This is a genomic window from uncultured Stenotrophomonas sp., from assembly GCF_963519925.1.
Classification (GTDB): Bacteria; Pseudomonadota; Gammaproteobacteria; order Xanthomonadales; family Xanthomonadaceae; genus Stenotrophomonas; species Stenotrophomonas maltophilia_AE.
In genome coordinates this window covers 1-14,826 of record NZ_CAUQPH010000095.1, presented here as the reverse complement: position 1 = coordinate 14,826, position 14,826 = coordinate 1, and the positions used below count along the sequence as shown (strand labels likewise).

Annotated in this window: 9 protein-coding genes; 6 read left to right on the top strand and 3 right to left on the bottom strand. The window is 66.7% G+C overall.

What is annotated here, in order from left to right:
• Window positions 1-114 precede the first annotated feature (114 nt).
• Together RWO33_RS14715 and RWO33_RS14710 are read left to right on the top strand one after the other, a co-directional pair.
• Complete coding sequence (locus tag RWO33_RS14715; RefSeq protein WP_314105810.1) at window positions 115-3,285, top strand: multidrug efflux RND transporter permease subunit; 3,171 nt, start codon at window positions 115-117, stop codon at window positions 3,283-3,285.
• 353 nt (window positions 3,286-3,638) lie between these two features.
• On the top strand, window positions 3,639-4,550 hold the full coding sequence (locus tag RWO33_RS14710) for a hypothetical protein (RefSeq protein WP_314105809.1): 912 nt from the start codon (window positions 3,639-3,641) through the stop codon (window positions 4,548-4,550).
• Between the two features lie 111 nt (window positions 4,551-4,661).
• Here the strand turns inward: RWO33_RS14710 and RWO33_RS14705 are convergent, their stop codons facing one another.
• Window positions 4,662-5,810: an acyl-CoA dehydrogenase family protein gene (locus RWO33_RS14705; RefSeq protein ID WP_314105808.1), complete on the bottom strand. Its 1,149-nt coding sequence runs from the start codon at window positions 5,808-5,810 to the stop codon at window positions 4,662-4,664.
• Window positions 5,811-5,957: 147 nt separating this feature from the next.
• Between RWO33_RS14705 and RWO33_RS14700 the strand changes: the two genes are divergently transcribed.
• From RWO33_RS14700 to RWO33_RS14685, 4 genes are all read left to right on the top strand, one after another.
• Window positions 5,958-6,887: a metalloregulator ArsR/SmtB family transcription factor gene (locus RWO33_RS14700; RefSeq protein WP_145480306.1), complete on the top strand. Its 930-nt coding sequence runs from the start codon at window positions 5,958-5,960 to the stop codon at window positions 6,885-6,887.
• Window positions 6,888-6,897: 10 nt separating this feature from the next.
• Window positions 6,898-7,986: a homocysteine S-methyltransferase family protein gene (locus tag RWO33_RS14695; protein ID WP_314105807.1), complete on the top strand. Its 1,089-nt coding sequence runs from the start codon at window positions 6,898-6,900 to the stop codon at window positions 7,984-7,986.
• Window positions 7,983-10,670: a methionine synthase gene (metH, locus tag RWO33_RS14690; RefSeq protein ID WP_314105806.1), complete on the top strand. Its 2,688-nt coding sequence runs from the start codon at window positions 7,983-7,985 to the stop codon at window positions 10,668-10,670. The genes RWO33_RS14695 and metH overlap by 4 nt, the downstream gene beginning before the upstream one ends.
• 120 nt (window positions 10,671-10,790) lie before the next feature.
• Window positions 10,791-11,987: an MFS transporter gene (locus RWO33_RS14685; protein WP_314105805.1), complete on the top strand. Its 1,197-nt coding sequence runs from the start codon at window positions 10,791-10,793 to the stop codon at window positions 11,985-11,987.
• Window positions 11,988-12,115: 128 nt separating this feature from the next.
• Here RWO33_RS14685 and RWO33_RS14680 read toward each other — a convergent pair whose 3' ends face one another.
• Together RWO33_RS14680 and RWO33_RS14675 are read right to left on the bottom strand one after the other, a co-directional pair.
• Window positions 12,116-14,203: an acyltransferase family protein gene (locus RWO33_RS14680; RefSeq protein WP_314105804.1), complete on the bottom strand. Its 2,088-nt coding sequence runs from the start codon at window positions 14,201-14,203 to the stop codon at window positions 12,116-12,118.
• A gap of 89 nt (window positions 14,204-14,292) precedes the next feature.
• A partial coding sequence (locus RWO33_RS14675) for a DUF2058 family protein (protein ID WP_314105803.1) occupies window positions 14,293-14,826 on the bottom strand: 534 nt, incomplete at its 5' end.

The window sequence follows — 14,826 nt, the reverse complement described above, 5'->3', positions numbered from 1 at the left end:
GGCCAGGCACCTGCCGCGGCCGATGCCGCCGCGGCACCCGCCGACCCGGCTGCCACGCCGTCCGACGGCGCTCCGGCTGCCGAACCGACCAAGCAATAACGGGAACCGTCCGTCATGCCTAAATTTTTCATTGAACACCCGGTATTCGCCTGGGTGGTCGCGATCCTGATCTCGCTTGCGGGCGTGATCTCGATCCTGGGTCTGGGCGTGGAGTCCTACCCGAGCATCGCACCGCCCCAGGTGACGGTGAGCGCCACCTACCCCGGCGCCAGCGCCGACACCACCGAAAAGTCGGTCACCCAGGTGATCGAGCAGCAGCTGACCGGTATCGACCACCTGCTGTACTTCAGTTCCTCGTCGGCCTCCAACGGTCGGGCACAGATCACCCTGACCTTCGAAACCGGTACCGACGCGGACATCGCGCAGGTGCAGGTGCAGAACAAGGTGTCGCTGGCCACGCCGCGCCTGCCCACCGAAGTGACCCAGCAGGGCGTGGTGGTGGCCAAGGCCAACGCCGGCTTCCTGATGGTGGTGGCGCTGCAGTCCGACCGCGAGTCGATCACCCGCGATGCGCTCAACGACATCGTCGGCTCGCGCGTGCTCGACCAGATCTCGCGCATTCCCGGCGTCGGCAGCACCCAGCAGTTCGGTTCCGAGTACGCCATGAACATCTGGCTCAACCCGGAACGCATGCAGGGCTACGGGCTCTCGGCGAGCGAGGTACTGGCCGCGATCAAGGCGCAGAACGTGCAGTTCGCCGCCGGTTCGCTGGGTTCGGACCCGTCCCCGGCCGGGCACTACTTCACTGCCACGGTGTCGGCCGAAGGCCGCTTCAGCTCGCCGGAGCAGTTCGAGAACATCATCCTGCGGGCAAACGCGGATGGCTCGCGGGTGATGCTCAAGGACGTGGCGCGGATCGCCTTCGGCGCCAACAACTACGGCTTCGACACGCAGTACAACGGCAAGCCGACCGGTGCCTTCGCGATCCAGCTGCTGCCCGGTGCCAACGCACTGAACGTGGCCGATGCGGTGCGCGCCAAGATGGACGAGCTGCAGCCGAGCTTCCCGGCCGGCGTCAGCTGGTTCTCGCCGTACGACAGCACCACCTTCGTGAAGATCTCGATCGAGGAAGTGGTCAAGACCCTGATCGAAGCGATCGTGCTGGTCTTCCTGGTGATGCTGATCTTCCTGCAGAACTTCCGCGCGACGCTGATTCCGACCCTGGTGATCCCGGTGGCCCTGCTCGGCACTTTCCTGGGCATGAGCATCATCGGCTTCACCATCAACCAGCTGACCCTGTTCGCGATGGTGCTGGCGATCGGCATCGTGGTCGATGACGCGATCGTGGTGATCGAGAACGTCGAACGCATCATGACCGAGGAGAAGCTGCCGCCGAAGGCCGCGACCCAGAAGGCCATGACCCAGATCACCGGCGCGGTGGTGGCGATCACGGTGGTGCTGGCGGCGGTGTTCATTCCGTCGGCGCTGCAGGGCGGCGCGGCCGGCGAGATCTACAAGCAGTTCGCGCTGACCATCGCCATCGCGATGGCGTTCTCTGCGTTCCTGGCGCTGGGCTTCACCCCGGCGCTGTGCGCGACCTTCCTCACGCCCACGCACGGCAAGCCGAACGTGGTGTACCGCACCTTCAACAAGTACTACGACAAGGTCAGCGGCACCTACGTGGGCCACATCACCTCGGCGGTGAAGCACGCGCCGCGCTGGATGATCCTGTTCGTGGTGCTCACGGTGCTGTGCGGCTTCCTGTTCACCCGCATGCCGGGCAGCTTCCTGCCGGAAGAAGACCAGGGCTATGCGCTGGCGATCGTGCAGCTCCCGCCGGGCTCGACCAAGGCGCAGACCAACGCGACCTTCGCCCAGATGCGCGGCATCCTTGAAAAGCAGGATGGTTTCGAGGGCATGCTGCAGGTGGCCGGTTTCAGCTTCGTCGGTTCCGGCGAAAACGTGGGCATGGGCTTCATCCGGCTCAAGCCCTGGGCGGACCGCGATATCACGGTGCCCGAGTTCATCGGCAACATGAACGGCGCGTTCTACGGCATCAAGGAAGCGCAGATCTTCGTGGTCAACCTGCCGACGGTGCAGGGCCTGGGCCAGTTCGGCGGCTTCGATATGTGGCTGCAGGACCGTGGCGGTGCCGGCTTCGAACAGCTGACGCAGGCGCGCAACATCCTGCTGGGCAAGGCGGCGGAGGAGAAGGAACTGCTCACCGGCGTGCGTCCGAACGGGCTGGAAAACGCACCGCAGCTGCAGCTGCACGTGGACCGCGTGCAGGCGCAGACCATGGGCCTGTCGGTGTCGGACGTGTACAGCACGATCCAGCTGATGCTGGCGCCGGTGTACGTGAACGACTTCTTCTACGAGGGCCGCATCAAGCGGGTCACGATGCAGGCCGACGGTCCGTTCCGGACCGGGGCGGAGTCGCTGAACAGCTTCTACACGCCCAGTTCGCTGCAGAAGAACAGCGACGGTACGCCGGCGATGATTCCGCTGAGCACGGTGGTGAAGTCGGAATGGGTGTCGGCACCGCCGTCGCTCAGCCGCTACAACGGCTATTCGGCGATCAACATCGTGGGTTCGCAGGCGCCGGGCAAGAGCTCGGGCGAGGCGATGCAGGCGATGGAGCGGATCGTGCAGGACGACCTGCCGCCGGGCTTCGGCTACGACTGGTCGGGCATGTCCTACCAGGAAATCCTGGCCGGCAATGCGGCGACGCTGCTGTTGGTGCTGTCGATCGTGGTGGTGTTCCTGTGCCTTGCGGCGCTGTATGAAAGCTGGTCGATCCCGGTGGCGGTGCTGTTGGTGGTGCCGCTGGGCGTGCTCGGTGCGCTGGCGTTCTCGCTGGCCCGCGGGCTGCCCAACGACCTGTACTTCAAGATCGGCCTGATCACGGTCATTGGTCTTGCGGCCAAGAACGCGATCCTGATCGTGGAGTTCGCGGTGGAGCAGCGGGCGGCGGGCAAGAGCCTGCGCGAGGCAACCATCGAGGCGTCGCGCCTGCGCTTCCGCCCGATCCTGATGACCTCGTTCGCGTTCATCATGGGCGTGATCCCGATGGCGATCTCCACCGGTGCCGGCGCCAACGCGCGTCACGCCATCGGCACGGGCGTGATCGGCGGCATGGTGTTCGCCACCTTCCTCGGCCTGCTGATGATCCCGGTGTTCTTCGTGGTGGTCCGCCGCATGCTGGGCGACAAGCTGGACGAACCGTCCAAGGAGTTCCTGGAACGCCAGGGCGATGCCAACACGTCGCACCGTCCGGATCGTTGATCTGGCGATAGGTGACCACCGTTGGTGGTCACCCTGAAACGCAGAAGGCCCCGGAGCGATCCGGGGCCTTTTTTAATCAAGGTTGCATGGTTTCCGTAGAGCCGGGCTCTGCCCGGCCGCTGCTGGATTCAAGCGAACAGCCGTGGACTGAGACGGCCGCTTAGGGGTGGTTTGTGGGGACGCCGTAGACCCGTCCATGGGGGCTACGCCTGACGCAGCGTGCGCCCCGAAGGCTTCTGTTTACGTCATCTATCAACGTGTATGCCCTCAGTTTCACCTTGTGCTACGCCGTACGCATCGCGACACTGGATTCGGGCGTAACAAGGCTACTCCAACAACCGAAGGAGTGGTCCATGTCATTGTTTACCGTACCCCGTGCATTCGGCCTGACCGTGCTGTTGATCCTTGCGGCGCTGACTCCGCCGCCTGCCCGTGCAGGCGGCGTGGTCAACTGCGAGAACTGCGCTAACCCGAAGCAGACTGCGCTTGCCTCTGGCGTAGGGCTTACCGTTGTCGTGGATGTTTCAGGCAGGAAGCTGCTTGCCTTCGACGTGGAGTACGACAGGGAGCTCAAGCGCTACCGCGCACTTCCCGTGCCGATTCCCGATGAGGTGCGCGCAACCTTCAATCGACTGCTTCACATGCTGGATTCGGCTCGCAATGTTCCGCAAAAAGGAACACCGCAGGCGCGCGGTCGCCACGTCGTCGTACCCGTACATCCGGATGACCCGGCCAATACCAACGGCATCACGTTTCCCGACGCATTCAAGTCACTGACCGCATCGGACGTCGTGATTTCGGCAAGTCACCGTTCCGGGCTTGAAAGCGCGATCGGCACCGCATTCTGCGGGGCTGATACGCGGTTTCCCACATGGAACGCGATCGCCACCACCATGACGTCCATCGTCATGAGTCTCGGCGACAGGATCGCGGGCGTCGACGGCTTCACCTACGTCATCACGTGGCGGGACGGTTCGGTGACGCGACTGGTGGTCTCCGCAGACGCCGTGGATGTTGCGAAGTACCAGAGTGGGCAAAGCAGGGATTCGGAGGGCAACCTGATTCCGGACGGAGCTGCCACGACGGGCGAGTCAGGCCCTGGTTTCGCTGGTGTTTATACCTTCAGCGACGAGAACACACTGAACAATTGGCTCAATGCAGCTTACATCTACGGTGTGCCGGTGGATGTAGTTGACCACACCCTGCCGGTCAGCATCGTGTGCCGCTGGAACGGGCGCACGCTGGAGTGTGAAGTTCCGCGCTGAGCGGCGCAGCCCCAGCCGCGGTGCCGGGCAGAGCCCGGCACTACGCCAGGACGAAGTGCCAGAAAGCAATCGGGGCCCATGACGGGCCCCGATGCATTGCTTGGCGTCGGATCAGCGCAGGCCGGTCTCGTTGCGGGCGATGACCAGGCGCTGGATTTCCGAGGTGCCTTCGTAGATCTCGGTGATCTTGGCATCGCGGAAGTAACGCTCCAGCGGCATTTCCTTGGAATAGCCCATGCCGCCGTGGATCTGCACCGCCTGGTGGGTGATCCACATGGCCGCTTCGGAGGCGGTCAGCTTGGCGATGGCCGCTTCGTTGCTGAAACGCTTGCCCTGGCCCTTCACCCATGCCGCGCGCAGGGTCAGCAGCAGTGCTGCATCCAGCTTGCACTTCATGTCGGCGATCTTGGCCTGGGTCATCTGGAACGTGCCGATAGCCGCGCCGAACGCTTTGCGGTCCTTCACGTACTCGAGGGTGGCCTCGTACGCCGCGCGCGCGATGCCGATGGCCTGCGAGGCGATGCCGATGCGGCCCGCGTCCAGAACGCCCATGGCGATCTTGAAGCCCTCGCCTTCCTTGCCCACCACGTCTTCAGCAGCCGCCACGTAATCCTGGAACTCGATCTCGCAGGTCGCCGACGCGCGGATCCCCAGCTTCGGCTCGGTCTTGCCGCGGTGGAAGCCGGCCTTGTCGGTGTCGATCATGAACGCGGTGATCCCGCGGGCGCCCTGCTCCGGGTCGGTCATCGCGAACAGCACGATGTATTTGGCCACCGGGCCCGAGGTGATCCAGCTCTTCTTGCCGTTGATCACGTAGGTGCCATCGGCCTGCCTGACCGCGCGGCACCGCATGGCGGTGGCGTCCGAACCGGACTGCGGCTCGGTCAGCGCGAAGGCACCGATGGCCTCGCCCTCGGCGATGGCGCGCACATACTTCTGCTTCTGCGCCTCGCTGCCGTGGGTCAGGATGCCGTTGCAGAACAGCGAATTGTTGACCGACATGATCGTCGAGTGCGCCGCGTCGCCCGCGGCCACCTCCACCATCGCCAGCACGTAGGCGATCGGGTCCATGCCCGCGCCACCGTATTCGGCCGGCACTTCGATGCCCATCAACCCGTTCTCGCCGAGCAGGCGGATGTTCTCCAGCGGGAACTCGCCGGTGCGGTCATGGTGCTCCGCACTGGGTGCGATCTTTTCCTGCGCGATGCGACGCGCGACGTCCTGCAGCATCAGCTGCTCTTCGGTGAAACTGAAATCCACAACACCCTCCCAGGAACATGGCTGCAAAGGCCGCGCAGTACGCGACCGGATGGTGCGATTGTACCGGGGGCCGGCCAATCCCGGCTGACTTGACCGCGCAGGCGCCAAGGGACGAAAATATCTCTATATCGCGATAGGTAGATATTTATGGATCTCGAGGACTGGTCGGTCCGGCTGAAAGTGTTCGCCGACGCCACCCGCGTACGCCTGCTGACCCTGCTGGAGCAGGAGGAGCTCACCGTGGCCGAGCTGTCGGCCATCACCACCCTGGCGCAGCCGCGGGTGTCCACCCACCTGGCCCGGCTCAAGGAAGCCGGCCTGGTCCGCGACCGGCGTGCCGGCGTGTCGGCGTACTACCGCTTCGACGACGCCGCGCTGGACCCGGCGCAGCGTGCATTGTGGCATGCCCTGAGCACCGGCAGCGACGACCCCCTGCTGCGCCAGGATGCCGAACGCGTGGCCGCCGTGCTGGCCAGCCGCGCCGCCGACCAGAACTGGGCCGACAGCGTCGCCGGCGACATGGAACGCCACTATTCCCCCGGGCGCACCTGGGAAGCGCTGGCGCGCACCGCCCTGCCGCTGCTGGAAACCGGCGACGTGCTGGACATCGCCTCCGGCGACGGCGTCCTGGCCGAACTGGTGGCCCCGCACGCCAAGCGCTACGTGTGCATCGACACCAGCGCCCGCGTGGTGGCCGCCGCCAGCGAACGCCTGCGTCGGCTGGCCAACGTCGAGGTCCGCGAAGGCGACATGCATGCCCTGCCGTTCAAGGACCGCAGCTTCGACCTGGTCGTGCTGATGCACGCCCTTACCTACGCGGCCAAGCCCGCCCAGGCCGTGGCCGAAGGTGCGCGCGTACTGCGTCCGGGCGGCCGCCTGCTGCTGTGCAGCCTGGCCCGCCATGAGCACAAGGCCGCCGTGGAAGCTTACGGCCACGTCAATCTCGGTTTCTCGGACAAGGAGCTGCGCCGGTTCGCCGAAAAGGCCGGGCTGGTCGTGTCCAGCCTGGAAACCGTGACCCGCGAGAAGCGCCCCCCGCACTTCGAAGTCATTTCGCTGATCGCCAGCAAGCCCTGAGGTTCTCCCGATGTCCCTGCCCTGGCTGCACCCCGATCGTGTCCGCGCCCTGGAACAGGCGCTGGCCCAGCGCATCCTGATCATCGACGGTGCCATGGGCACCATGATCCAGCGGCATGGACTGGAAGAGGCCGACTACCGCGGCGAGCGCTTCGCCCAGGGCTTCGACCACCAGCACGGCGCGGGCTGCGACCACGGCACGCCGGAAGGGCATGACCTGAAGGGCAACAACGACCTGCTGCTGCTGACCCGGCCCGAGGTCATCGCCGACATCCACGCCGCCTACCTGCAGGCCGGCGCCGACCTGGTCGAAACCAACACCTTCAACGCCACCTCGGTCAGCCAGGCCGATTACCACCTGGAACACCTGGTGTACGAACTGAACAAGGCCGGCGCCGCGGTGGCCCGCGCCTGCTGCGACGCGGTCGAAGCCACCACCCCGGACAAACCGCGCTTCGTGATCGGCGTGCTCGGCCCGACCAGCCGCACCGCCTCGATCAGCCCGGACGTGAACGACCCCGGCTTCCGCAACACCAGCTTCGATGCGCTGCGCGACACCTACCGCGAAGCCATCGATGGCCTGATCGACGGCGGCGCCGACACCCTGATGGTCGAGACCATCTTCGACACGCTCAACGCCAAGGCCGCGCTGTTCGCGATCGAGGAGGCATTCGACGCGCGGGGCGCACGGCTGCCGGTCATGATCTCCGGAACCATCACCGACGCCTCCGGTCGTACCCTGTCCGGCCAGACCGCCGACGCCTTCCATGCATCGCTGGCGCATGCGCGGCCGCTGTCGATCGGCCTGAACTGCGCACTGGGTGCCGATGCGATGCGTCCGCACGTGGAAACCCTGGGCCAGGTCGCCGATTGTTACGTGAGCGCACACCCCAACGCCGGCCTGCCCAACGCGTTCGGCGAGTACGACGAAACCCCGGACGAAATGGCTGCCACCCTGCGCGGCTTCGCCGAGGACGGCCTGCTCAACCTGGTCGGTGGCTGCTGCGGCTCCACCCCCGACCATATCCGCGCCATCGCCCAGGCGGTCGCCGGGCTGCCACCGCGGGCCCTGCCCGGCGCCCGGGAGCAGGCCGCGTGAGCGCCGCCCCCCGCCACACCCGCCTGTCCGGGCTGGAACCGCTGGTGATCACGCCGGACCTGCTGTTCGTCAACATCGGCGAGCGCACCAACGTCACCGGCAGCGCCCAGTTCCGCAAGCTGATCAAGGAAGAACGTTACGAAGAAGCGGTCGACGTCGCGCGCCAACAGGTCGCCAGCGGCGCGCAGATCCTTGACGTCAACATGGACGAGGGCCTGATCGATTCCGAAAAGGCGATGACACGCTACCTCAACCTGATCATGTCCGAGCCGGACATCGCGCGCATTCCGGTGATGGTCGACTCCTCCAAGTGGAGCGTGATCGAAGCCGGGCTGAAGTGCCTGCAGGGCAAGAGCGTGGTCAATTCGATCTCGCTCAAGGAAGGCGAAGCGCAGTTCATCGAGCAGGCGCGCAAAGTGCTGCGCTACGGCGCCGCCGCCGTGGTGATGGCCTTCGACGAACAGGGCCAGGCCGACACCTGCGCGCGCAAGGTGGAGATCTGCACCCGCGCCTACCGCATCCTGGTCGACCAGGTCGGGTTCCCGCCGCAGGACATCATCTTCGACCCGAACATCTTCGCCGTGGCCACCGGCATCGAAGAACACGACAACTATGCCGTGGACTTCATCGAAGCCACCCGCATCATCAAGCGCACCCTGCCGCACTGCCACGTGTCCGGTGGCGTGTCCAACGTGTCGTTCTCGTTCCGCGGCAACGAAACCGTGCGCCAGGCGATCCACGCGGTGTTCCTGTACCACGCCATCGCCGCCGGCATGGACATGGGCATCGTCAACGCCGGCGCCCTGCCGATCTACGACGACCTGGACCCGGAGCTGCGCGAGCGCGTGGAGGACGTGATCCTCAACCGTCGCGCCGACGGTACCGAACGCCTGCTGGAGATCGCCGAGCGCTACAAGGGTAAAAAGGGCGAGGTCAGGGGCGAAGACCTGGCCTGGCGCGAGAAGCCGATCGACGCGCGGCTGGCGCATGCGCTGGTGCACGGCCTGGATGCGTGGGTCGAGGCCGATACCGAGGAAGCGCGGATCCGCTCGAGCCGGCCCCTGGACGTGATCGAAGGCCCATTGATGGACGGCATGAACGTGGTCGGCGACCTGTTCGGCGCCGGCAAGATGTTCCTGCCGCAGGTGGTGAAGTCGGCGCGCGTGATGAAGAAAGCGGTGGCCTACCTGCTGCCCTTCATCGAAGCCGAAAAGGCGCGCAGCGGCGATACCGCCAGGAGCAACGGCAAGATCATCATGGCCACGGTCAAGGGCGACGTGCACGACATCGGCAAGAACATCGTCGGCGTGGTCCTGGCCTGCAACAACTTCGAGGTCATCGACCTGGGGGTGATGGTACCCGCGCAGAAGATCCTGGACGCGGCCCGCGCCGAGAACGCCGACATCATCGGCCTGTCCGGGCTGATCACCCCGTCGCTGGAAGAAATGAGCCACGTCGCCCGCGAGATGGAACGCCAGGGCTTCACCCTGCCGCTGATGATCGGTGGCGCGACCACCTCGCGCGCGCACACCGCGCTGAAGATCGACCCGCACTACAAGGCGCCCACGGTGTGGGTGAAGGATGCCTCGCGCGCGGTGGGCGTGGCCCAGTCGCTGATTTCCAGCGAGCTGCGCGACGCCTTCGTGGCCGCCAACGAAGCCGACTACGCCGACATCCGCCAGCGCCACCGCAACCGCGGCGACGCCAAACGGCTGGTCACGTTGGCCAAGGCGCGGGCGCAGCGCTTCGAGGGTGGCTGGGCCGACTACCAGCCGCCCGCGCCGCGCAGGCCGGGGCTGCACGTGCTGGACGATTACCCGCTGGCCGACCTGGTCGAGGTCATCGACTGGACGCCGTTCTTCCAGGCCTGGGAGCTGGCCGGCAAGTACCCGGCCATCCTCACCGACGAGATCGTGGGCACCCAGGCCAGCGAGCTGTACCGCGACGCACGCGCGATGCTCGGCCGCATCGTCGAGGAGCGCTGGCTGACCGCCAAGGCGGTGTTCGGGCTGTGGCCGGCCAACAGCGTCGGCGACGACGTGCACCTGACCACCGACGACGGGCCGGCCGTGCTGCACTTCCTGCGCCAGCAGGTCGACAAGCCGGTGGAGCGCCCCGACTTCTGCCTGGCCGATTTCATCGCGCCCGCCGACAGCGGCCGCCAGGACTGGATCGGTGCGTTCGCGGTCACCGCCGGGATCGGCATCGACCCGCACGTGGCGCGCTTCGAAGCCGACCATGACGACTACAATGCGATCCTGCTCAAGGCGCTGGCCGACCGCCTGGCCGAAGCCCTGGCCGAGCGCCTGCACCAGCATGTGCGCACCGACTACTGGGGTTACCAGCCGGACGAAGCGCTGGACAACGAGGCGTTGATCGCCGAACGGTACAGCGGCATCCGCCCGGCGCCGGGGTACCCGGCCTGCCCGGAGCACAGCGAGAAAGCCACCTTGTTCCGGCTGCTCGATGCCGAACGCAACGCGGACATGCAGTTGACCGAAAGTTTCGCGATGCTGCCCACCGCGGCGGTATCGGGCTATTACTTCAGCCACCCGCAGAGCCAGTATTTCGTGGTCGGCCGGGTGACCCGGGAGCAGGTCGGCGACTACGCCAAGCGAAAGGGCGTGGATCGGGCCCAGGCGGAACGCTGGCTGGCCTCGAACCTGGATTACGATCCGGAGTGAGGGTAAATCCGGCGGTCAATAGCGCCGACGGTAGCGCCGACGGTAGCGCCGAAGTGGCTGCCCCGCCGCGACGGCGCCCCCCGTCCCCAACCGCCCCCCCACCGCAATCGGCACACTGCAATGACGCCCCACCCCCGCGACCCCGTCCCGGTCGCCCGCCTCTCCAGCTTCTACCTGTTCTACTACGCGGCCCTCGGCGCATTCACCCCGTACTGGTCGCTGTTCCTGACCACGCGTGGCATGAGCGTGACCGCGATCAGCGTGATGATGGGGATCTGGTACGCCACCCGTATCGTCGCGCCGACCACGTGGACCTCGATCGCCGCGGCATCACCGCGCCCGATCCGCTGGCTGCGGATCGGCTGCGTGTTGACCCTGGTGACGTTCTGCGTCTTCCTGCTGCCACTGCCGCAGCCGTGGATGTACCCGGCCATGGTGGTGTTCTGCTTCTTCTACAACGCGGTGATGCCGCAATTCGAATCGATCACCCTCACCCACCTCGGCAATGACAGCCATCGCTACGGGCTGATCCGGGTCTGGGGATCGCTGGGCTTCATCGCGGTGGTGATGGGCTTTGGCTGGCTGATCGAAGGCCACGGCGGCGCCGGCAACGCGCACCTGCTGCCGTGGCTGATGCTGCCGCTGTTCGCGCTGCTGGTGGTGTCGGCCTTTTCCAATTACTACGCGCGCGACTTCCATCGTAGCGGCGGCGACGCCAGCGGCTTCTGGCAGATCGTGCGCAAGCCGCAGGTGCTGGCGTTCTTCCTGGCCGCGTTCATGGAACAGCTGTCGTTCGGGCCCTATTACACGTTTTTCTCGGTCTACATGGACCATCATGGCTACGCCACCTCCACGCTGGGCCTGCTGTGGACCGTCGGCGTGGTGTTCGAAGTGGGCGTGTTCTTCACCATCGGACGCTTCTTCCGCCGCTATGACGCCAGTTGGATGCTGCTGATCGCACTGGTCAGTTCCACGCTGCGCTGGACCGTCACCGCCCTGTTTCCGCAGCACCTGGGCATCATGCTGGTCGCGCAGACCGCACATGCGCTCGGGTTCGCCGCGTTCTTCGCCGCGGCGATGCAGATGCTGGCCACGTATTTCCCGGGACGCCTCAACGGGCATGGGCAGGGGCTGCTGTACGGGTTTTCGTCGGGCGTCGGCGGCGTGCTCGGCGCGTTGATCGCCGGCCAGCTGTGGAACATCGACCAGGGTCGTACCGCGTTCCTGGCCGGCGCGGGGTTCGCGTTCGCCGGCGCGCTGCTGTGTTTCTTCGCGATCAGCCTGCCGCTGCTGCGCACCGCGCGCCTGCGCCGGTAACGTCGCACGGGCACACGACCAACGGTCGTGTGCTACCTATCCGTGCGTGGCCGCGCGGGCACACGACCAACGGTCGTGTGCTACCGATCGGTGCGTGACGGCGCGGGCACACGACCAACGGTCGTGTGCTACCGGTGGGTAGGTGACGACCGTTGGTCGTCACGCTGCAGATGATCGCGGAATACCGGCAGCAGGACGCGGTTTCCGTAGCCGCTCAGATGGTCGCCGTCGAAGTACAGCGGCCTGCCGCCGGCATCGGGCTGGCACACCTCGCCCGGGCACAGCGTCGGCAACGGATCCCACACGCTCGCGCCCGGCAATGCGGCGGCTACCTGGCGCAGGCTGTCCAGCACGGGCGCGCGCATGGCTTCGGTCCGGGCACGCGGTATCTGCATGCCATTGACGCAGATCGGATTGTGCCGGTTGAACGCGTCCGAACAGCGATACGGCGGCGCCGGCAGCACCGGCTTGGGCGCTTCCAGCACGATCCGCACGCCGCGTTCGGCCAACGGCCGCAACTGCGCGATGGCGGCGGCGACCTCGGCCGCGCGCCCCTGCACCGCTGCCGGGCTGGCCAGATCGGCCTGGACCTGCGCGATGTCGAACAGCTGGTACTGCTCGGCCAGGCGCGGCACGCGCAGGCCCGGCAGGAACAGCACGTCGCCCGCGCGCGCGGTGGCCTGGATATCCTCGATCACGTTGCGCGTGTAAGCCTCGCAGGCCGGGTTCGCACCGCGCCAGCCCTGCATGCCGACCAGCGCGCAGCCGCCGCTGCCGTACAGCCGCACCTGGCCGCCGTCCTGCACCACCTTCCGGCGCAGCAGTTCGTTGTAGACCAATGCGTGCGAATCGCCGGCCACGAACAGCACCCCGCTCGCCCCGCTGCCGCCCGGGCAGTCGCCCCGCTGCAGCAGGCGCGCCTGCCCGCCGACCACCGGAATGCTCGATTCGACCACGCGGCACTCCGGGACTTCCTTTTTCAGGGCCTTTGCATACGGGTACCAGTCCAGCGGATGGCGGCTGACCGTGCTCAACGAGATGTGCTTCTGCTGCTTGACCAGCACCGACTGCAGGCCGGCGCCGAGCACCAGCACCGCCAGCCCGAGCAGCACCCAGCGCCCGTGGGTGCGCGGCCCGCGTGCACCGTGGCGCAGCGGCTGCTCCACCCAGCGCCAGGACAGCCAGGCCAGCACGAACACCAGCAGCACCGCGCAAGCGCCGGCCAGCGGCGTCTCCAGCCCCACCGTCCAGCGGAACAGCACGAAGACCGGCCAGTGCCACAGGTACAGCGAGTACGAGAGCTTGCCGATCCAGACCATCGGCGCACTGGCCAGCGCGCGGCCGGTCCAGCCGCCGCGATGCCCGTGCAGCAGGCCCAGCAACAGCAGCGTGGACAGTACCGGCCACAGGCCGTCCGGCCACGGCGAGTGACCGGGTCGCGCCGCCCACAGCCCGTAGCCCAGGGCCGCCACGGCCAGCAGCAGCAGCGGTGAACGCCACGAGATCCGGCCAGGCTGCGGCGCCACATCGAACTGCCTGGCCAGGGTCATCGCCTGGTACAGCAGCACACCGGCGCCGAGCTGCCAGAAGCGGGTGGTGGTCACGTAGAACGCCTGGATCTCCTGCCCGCCCTGCCCGGCCAGCCGCAGCGCATAGCCGAGCGAGGCGAACGTGGCCAACGCGAACAGCGTGACCGACAGCAGGCGTGCACGGCCACCGCGCGACCACGCCAGGAACAGCAGCGGGAACAGCAGGTAGAACTGCTCCTCAACGCCGAGCGACCAGGTGTGGGTGTAGGGATTGAATTCGGTGCGCGGCGAGAAGTAGTCGTTGCCGGTGCTGGCCAGTACCCAGTTGCTGAGACCGAAGAACGCGCGCCGGCCGGTCTTGTCACTGGTCTCGCTGAGCCAGGATTCGGGAATGAACAGTGCGCTGAACAGCGCCGTGACCAGCAGACACACCACCAGCGCCGGCACGATCCGGCGGATGCGGCGCGCGTAGAAACGCAGCAGGCCCTGCCAGCCGCCCATCGCCGGCAGGCGGTCGACCGAGGCGCTGACCACGAAACCGGAGATCACGAAAAACACGTCGACGCCGGTGAACCCACCGGGCAACCAGCTGGCCTTGAGGTGATACAGGATGACCGACAGCACGGCGACGGCGCGCAGGCCGTCGATGTGGGGGACGTAGGTTTGTCGCAATTGGCCTTCCTGCATGCACACTCCTTTGCCGCACGACCAACGGTCGTGCGCTACCGCATTCAACCCGTCAGGTAGGTATCGACCGTTGGTCGATACCCGCTTTTTTACCAGACCAGGTCGTCCGGCACCTGGTACGCAGGATCGGCATACGGATCATCTTCGGCCGCTGCATTCGGGTCCACCCGCAGCGCCACCGACGGCGCGAAAACCGCCTCGGCCTCGTCCAGCACGGCGGCAGTGACCAGCAGGTAACGGCCATTGCTCTGCAGCACGCCCAGCTCGCCGGCATTGAGCGCCCTGAGCTGTTCCGCGTTGACGTAGATGCGCTTGATCTTGCCGCCATACGGGAAGTGCCGTGCGATGTCGGCGGCTTCGTCATTCAGCGCCTTGCCCTTCAGCAGCTCGTCCAGCTTCAGCTTGGCCTCGCGGCGCACGCGCGCTTCTTCCTGCTTCAGGCGCTCCGCTTCGATGCGGTCGTCCTTTTCCTTCTGCGCGCGGATCGCGTAGGCCTTGGCCAGGTCGATGTCCTCGCGCGAACGCGGCTTGCCCTGGCCAGCGCCCTGGCCCTGGCCGGGACGCGCGCCGCCACCGGGGCGGTCCTTGCCCTGCGGACCACGACGGGCGTCGCCGTCGCGGGC

Bases quoted from the DNA above. Each gene is read 5' to 3' on its own strand.
- RWO33_RS14715 (WP_314105810.1), top strand. From the start codon at position 115: ATGCCTAAATTTTTCATTGAACACCCGGTATTCGCCTGGGTGGTCGCG.
- RWO33_RS14710 (WP_314105809.1), top strand. From the start codon at position 3,639: ATGTCATTGTTTACCGTACCCCGTGCATTCGGCCTGACCGTGCTGTTG.
- RWO33_RS14700 (WP_145480306.1), top strand. From the start codon at position 5,958: ATGGATCTCGAGGACTGGTCGGTCCGGCTGAAAGTGTTCGCCGACGCC.
- RWO33_RS14695 (WP_314105807.1), top strand. From the start codon at position 6,898: ATGTCCCTGCCCTGGCTGCACCCCGATCGTGTCCGCGCCCTGGAACAG.
- RWO33_RS14685 (WP_314105805.1), top strand. From the start codon at position 10,791: ATGACGCCCCACCCCCGCGACCCCGTCCCGGTCGCCCGCCTCTCCAGC.
- RWO33_RS14680 (WP_314105804.1), bottom strand. From the start codon at position 14,203: ATGCAGGAAGGCCAATTGCGACAAACCTACGTCCCCCACATCGACGGC.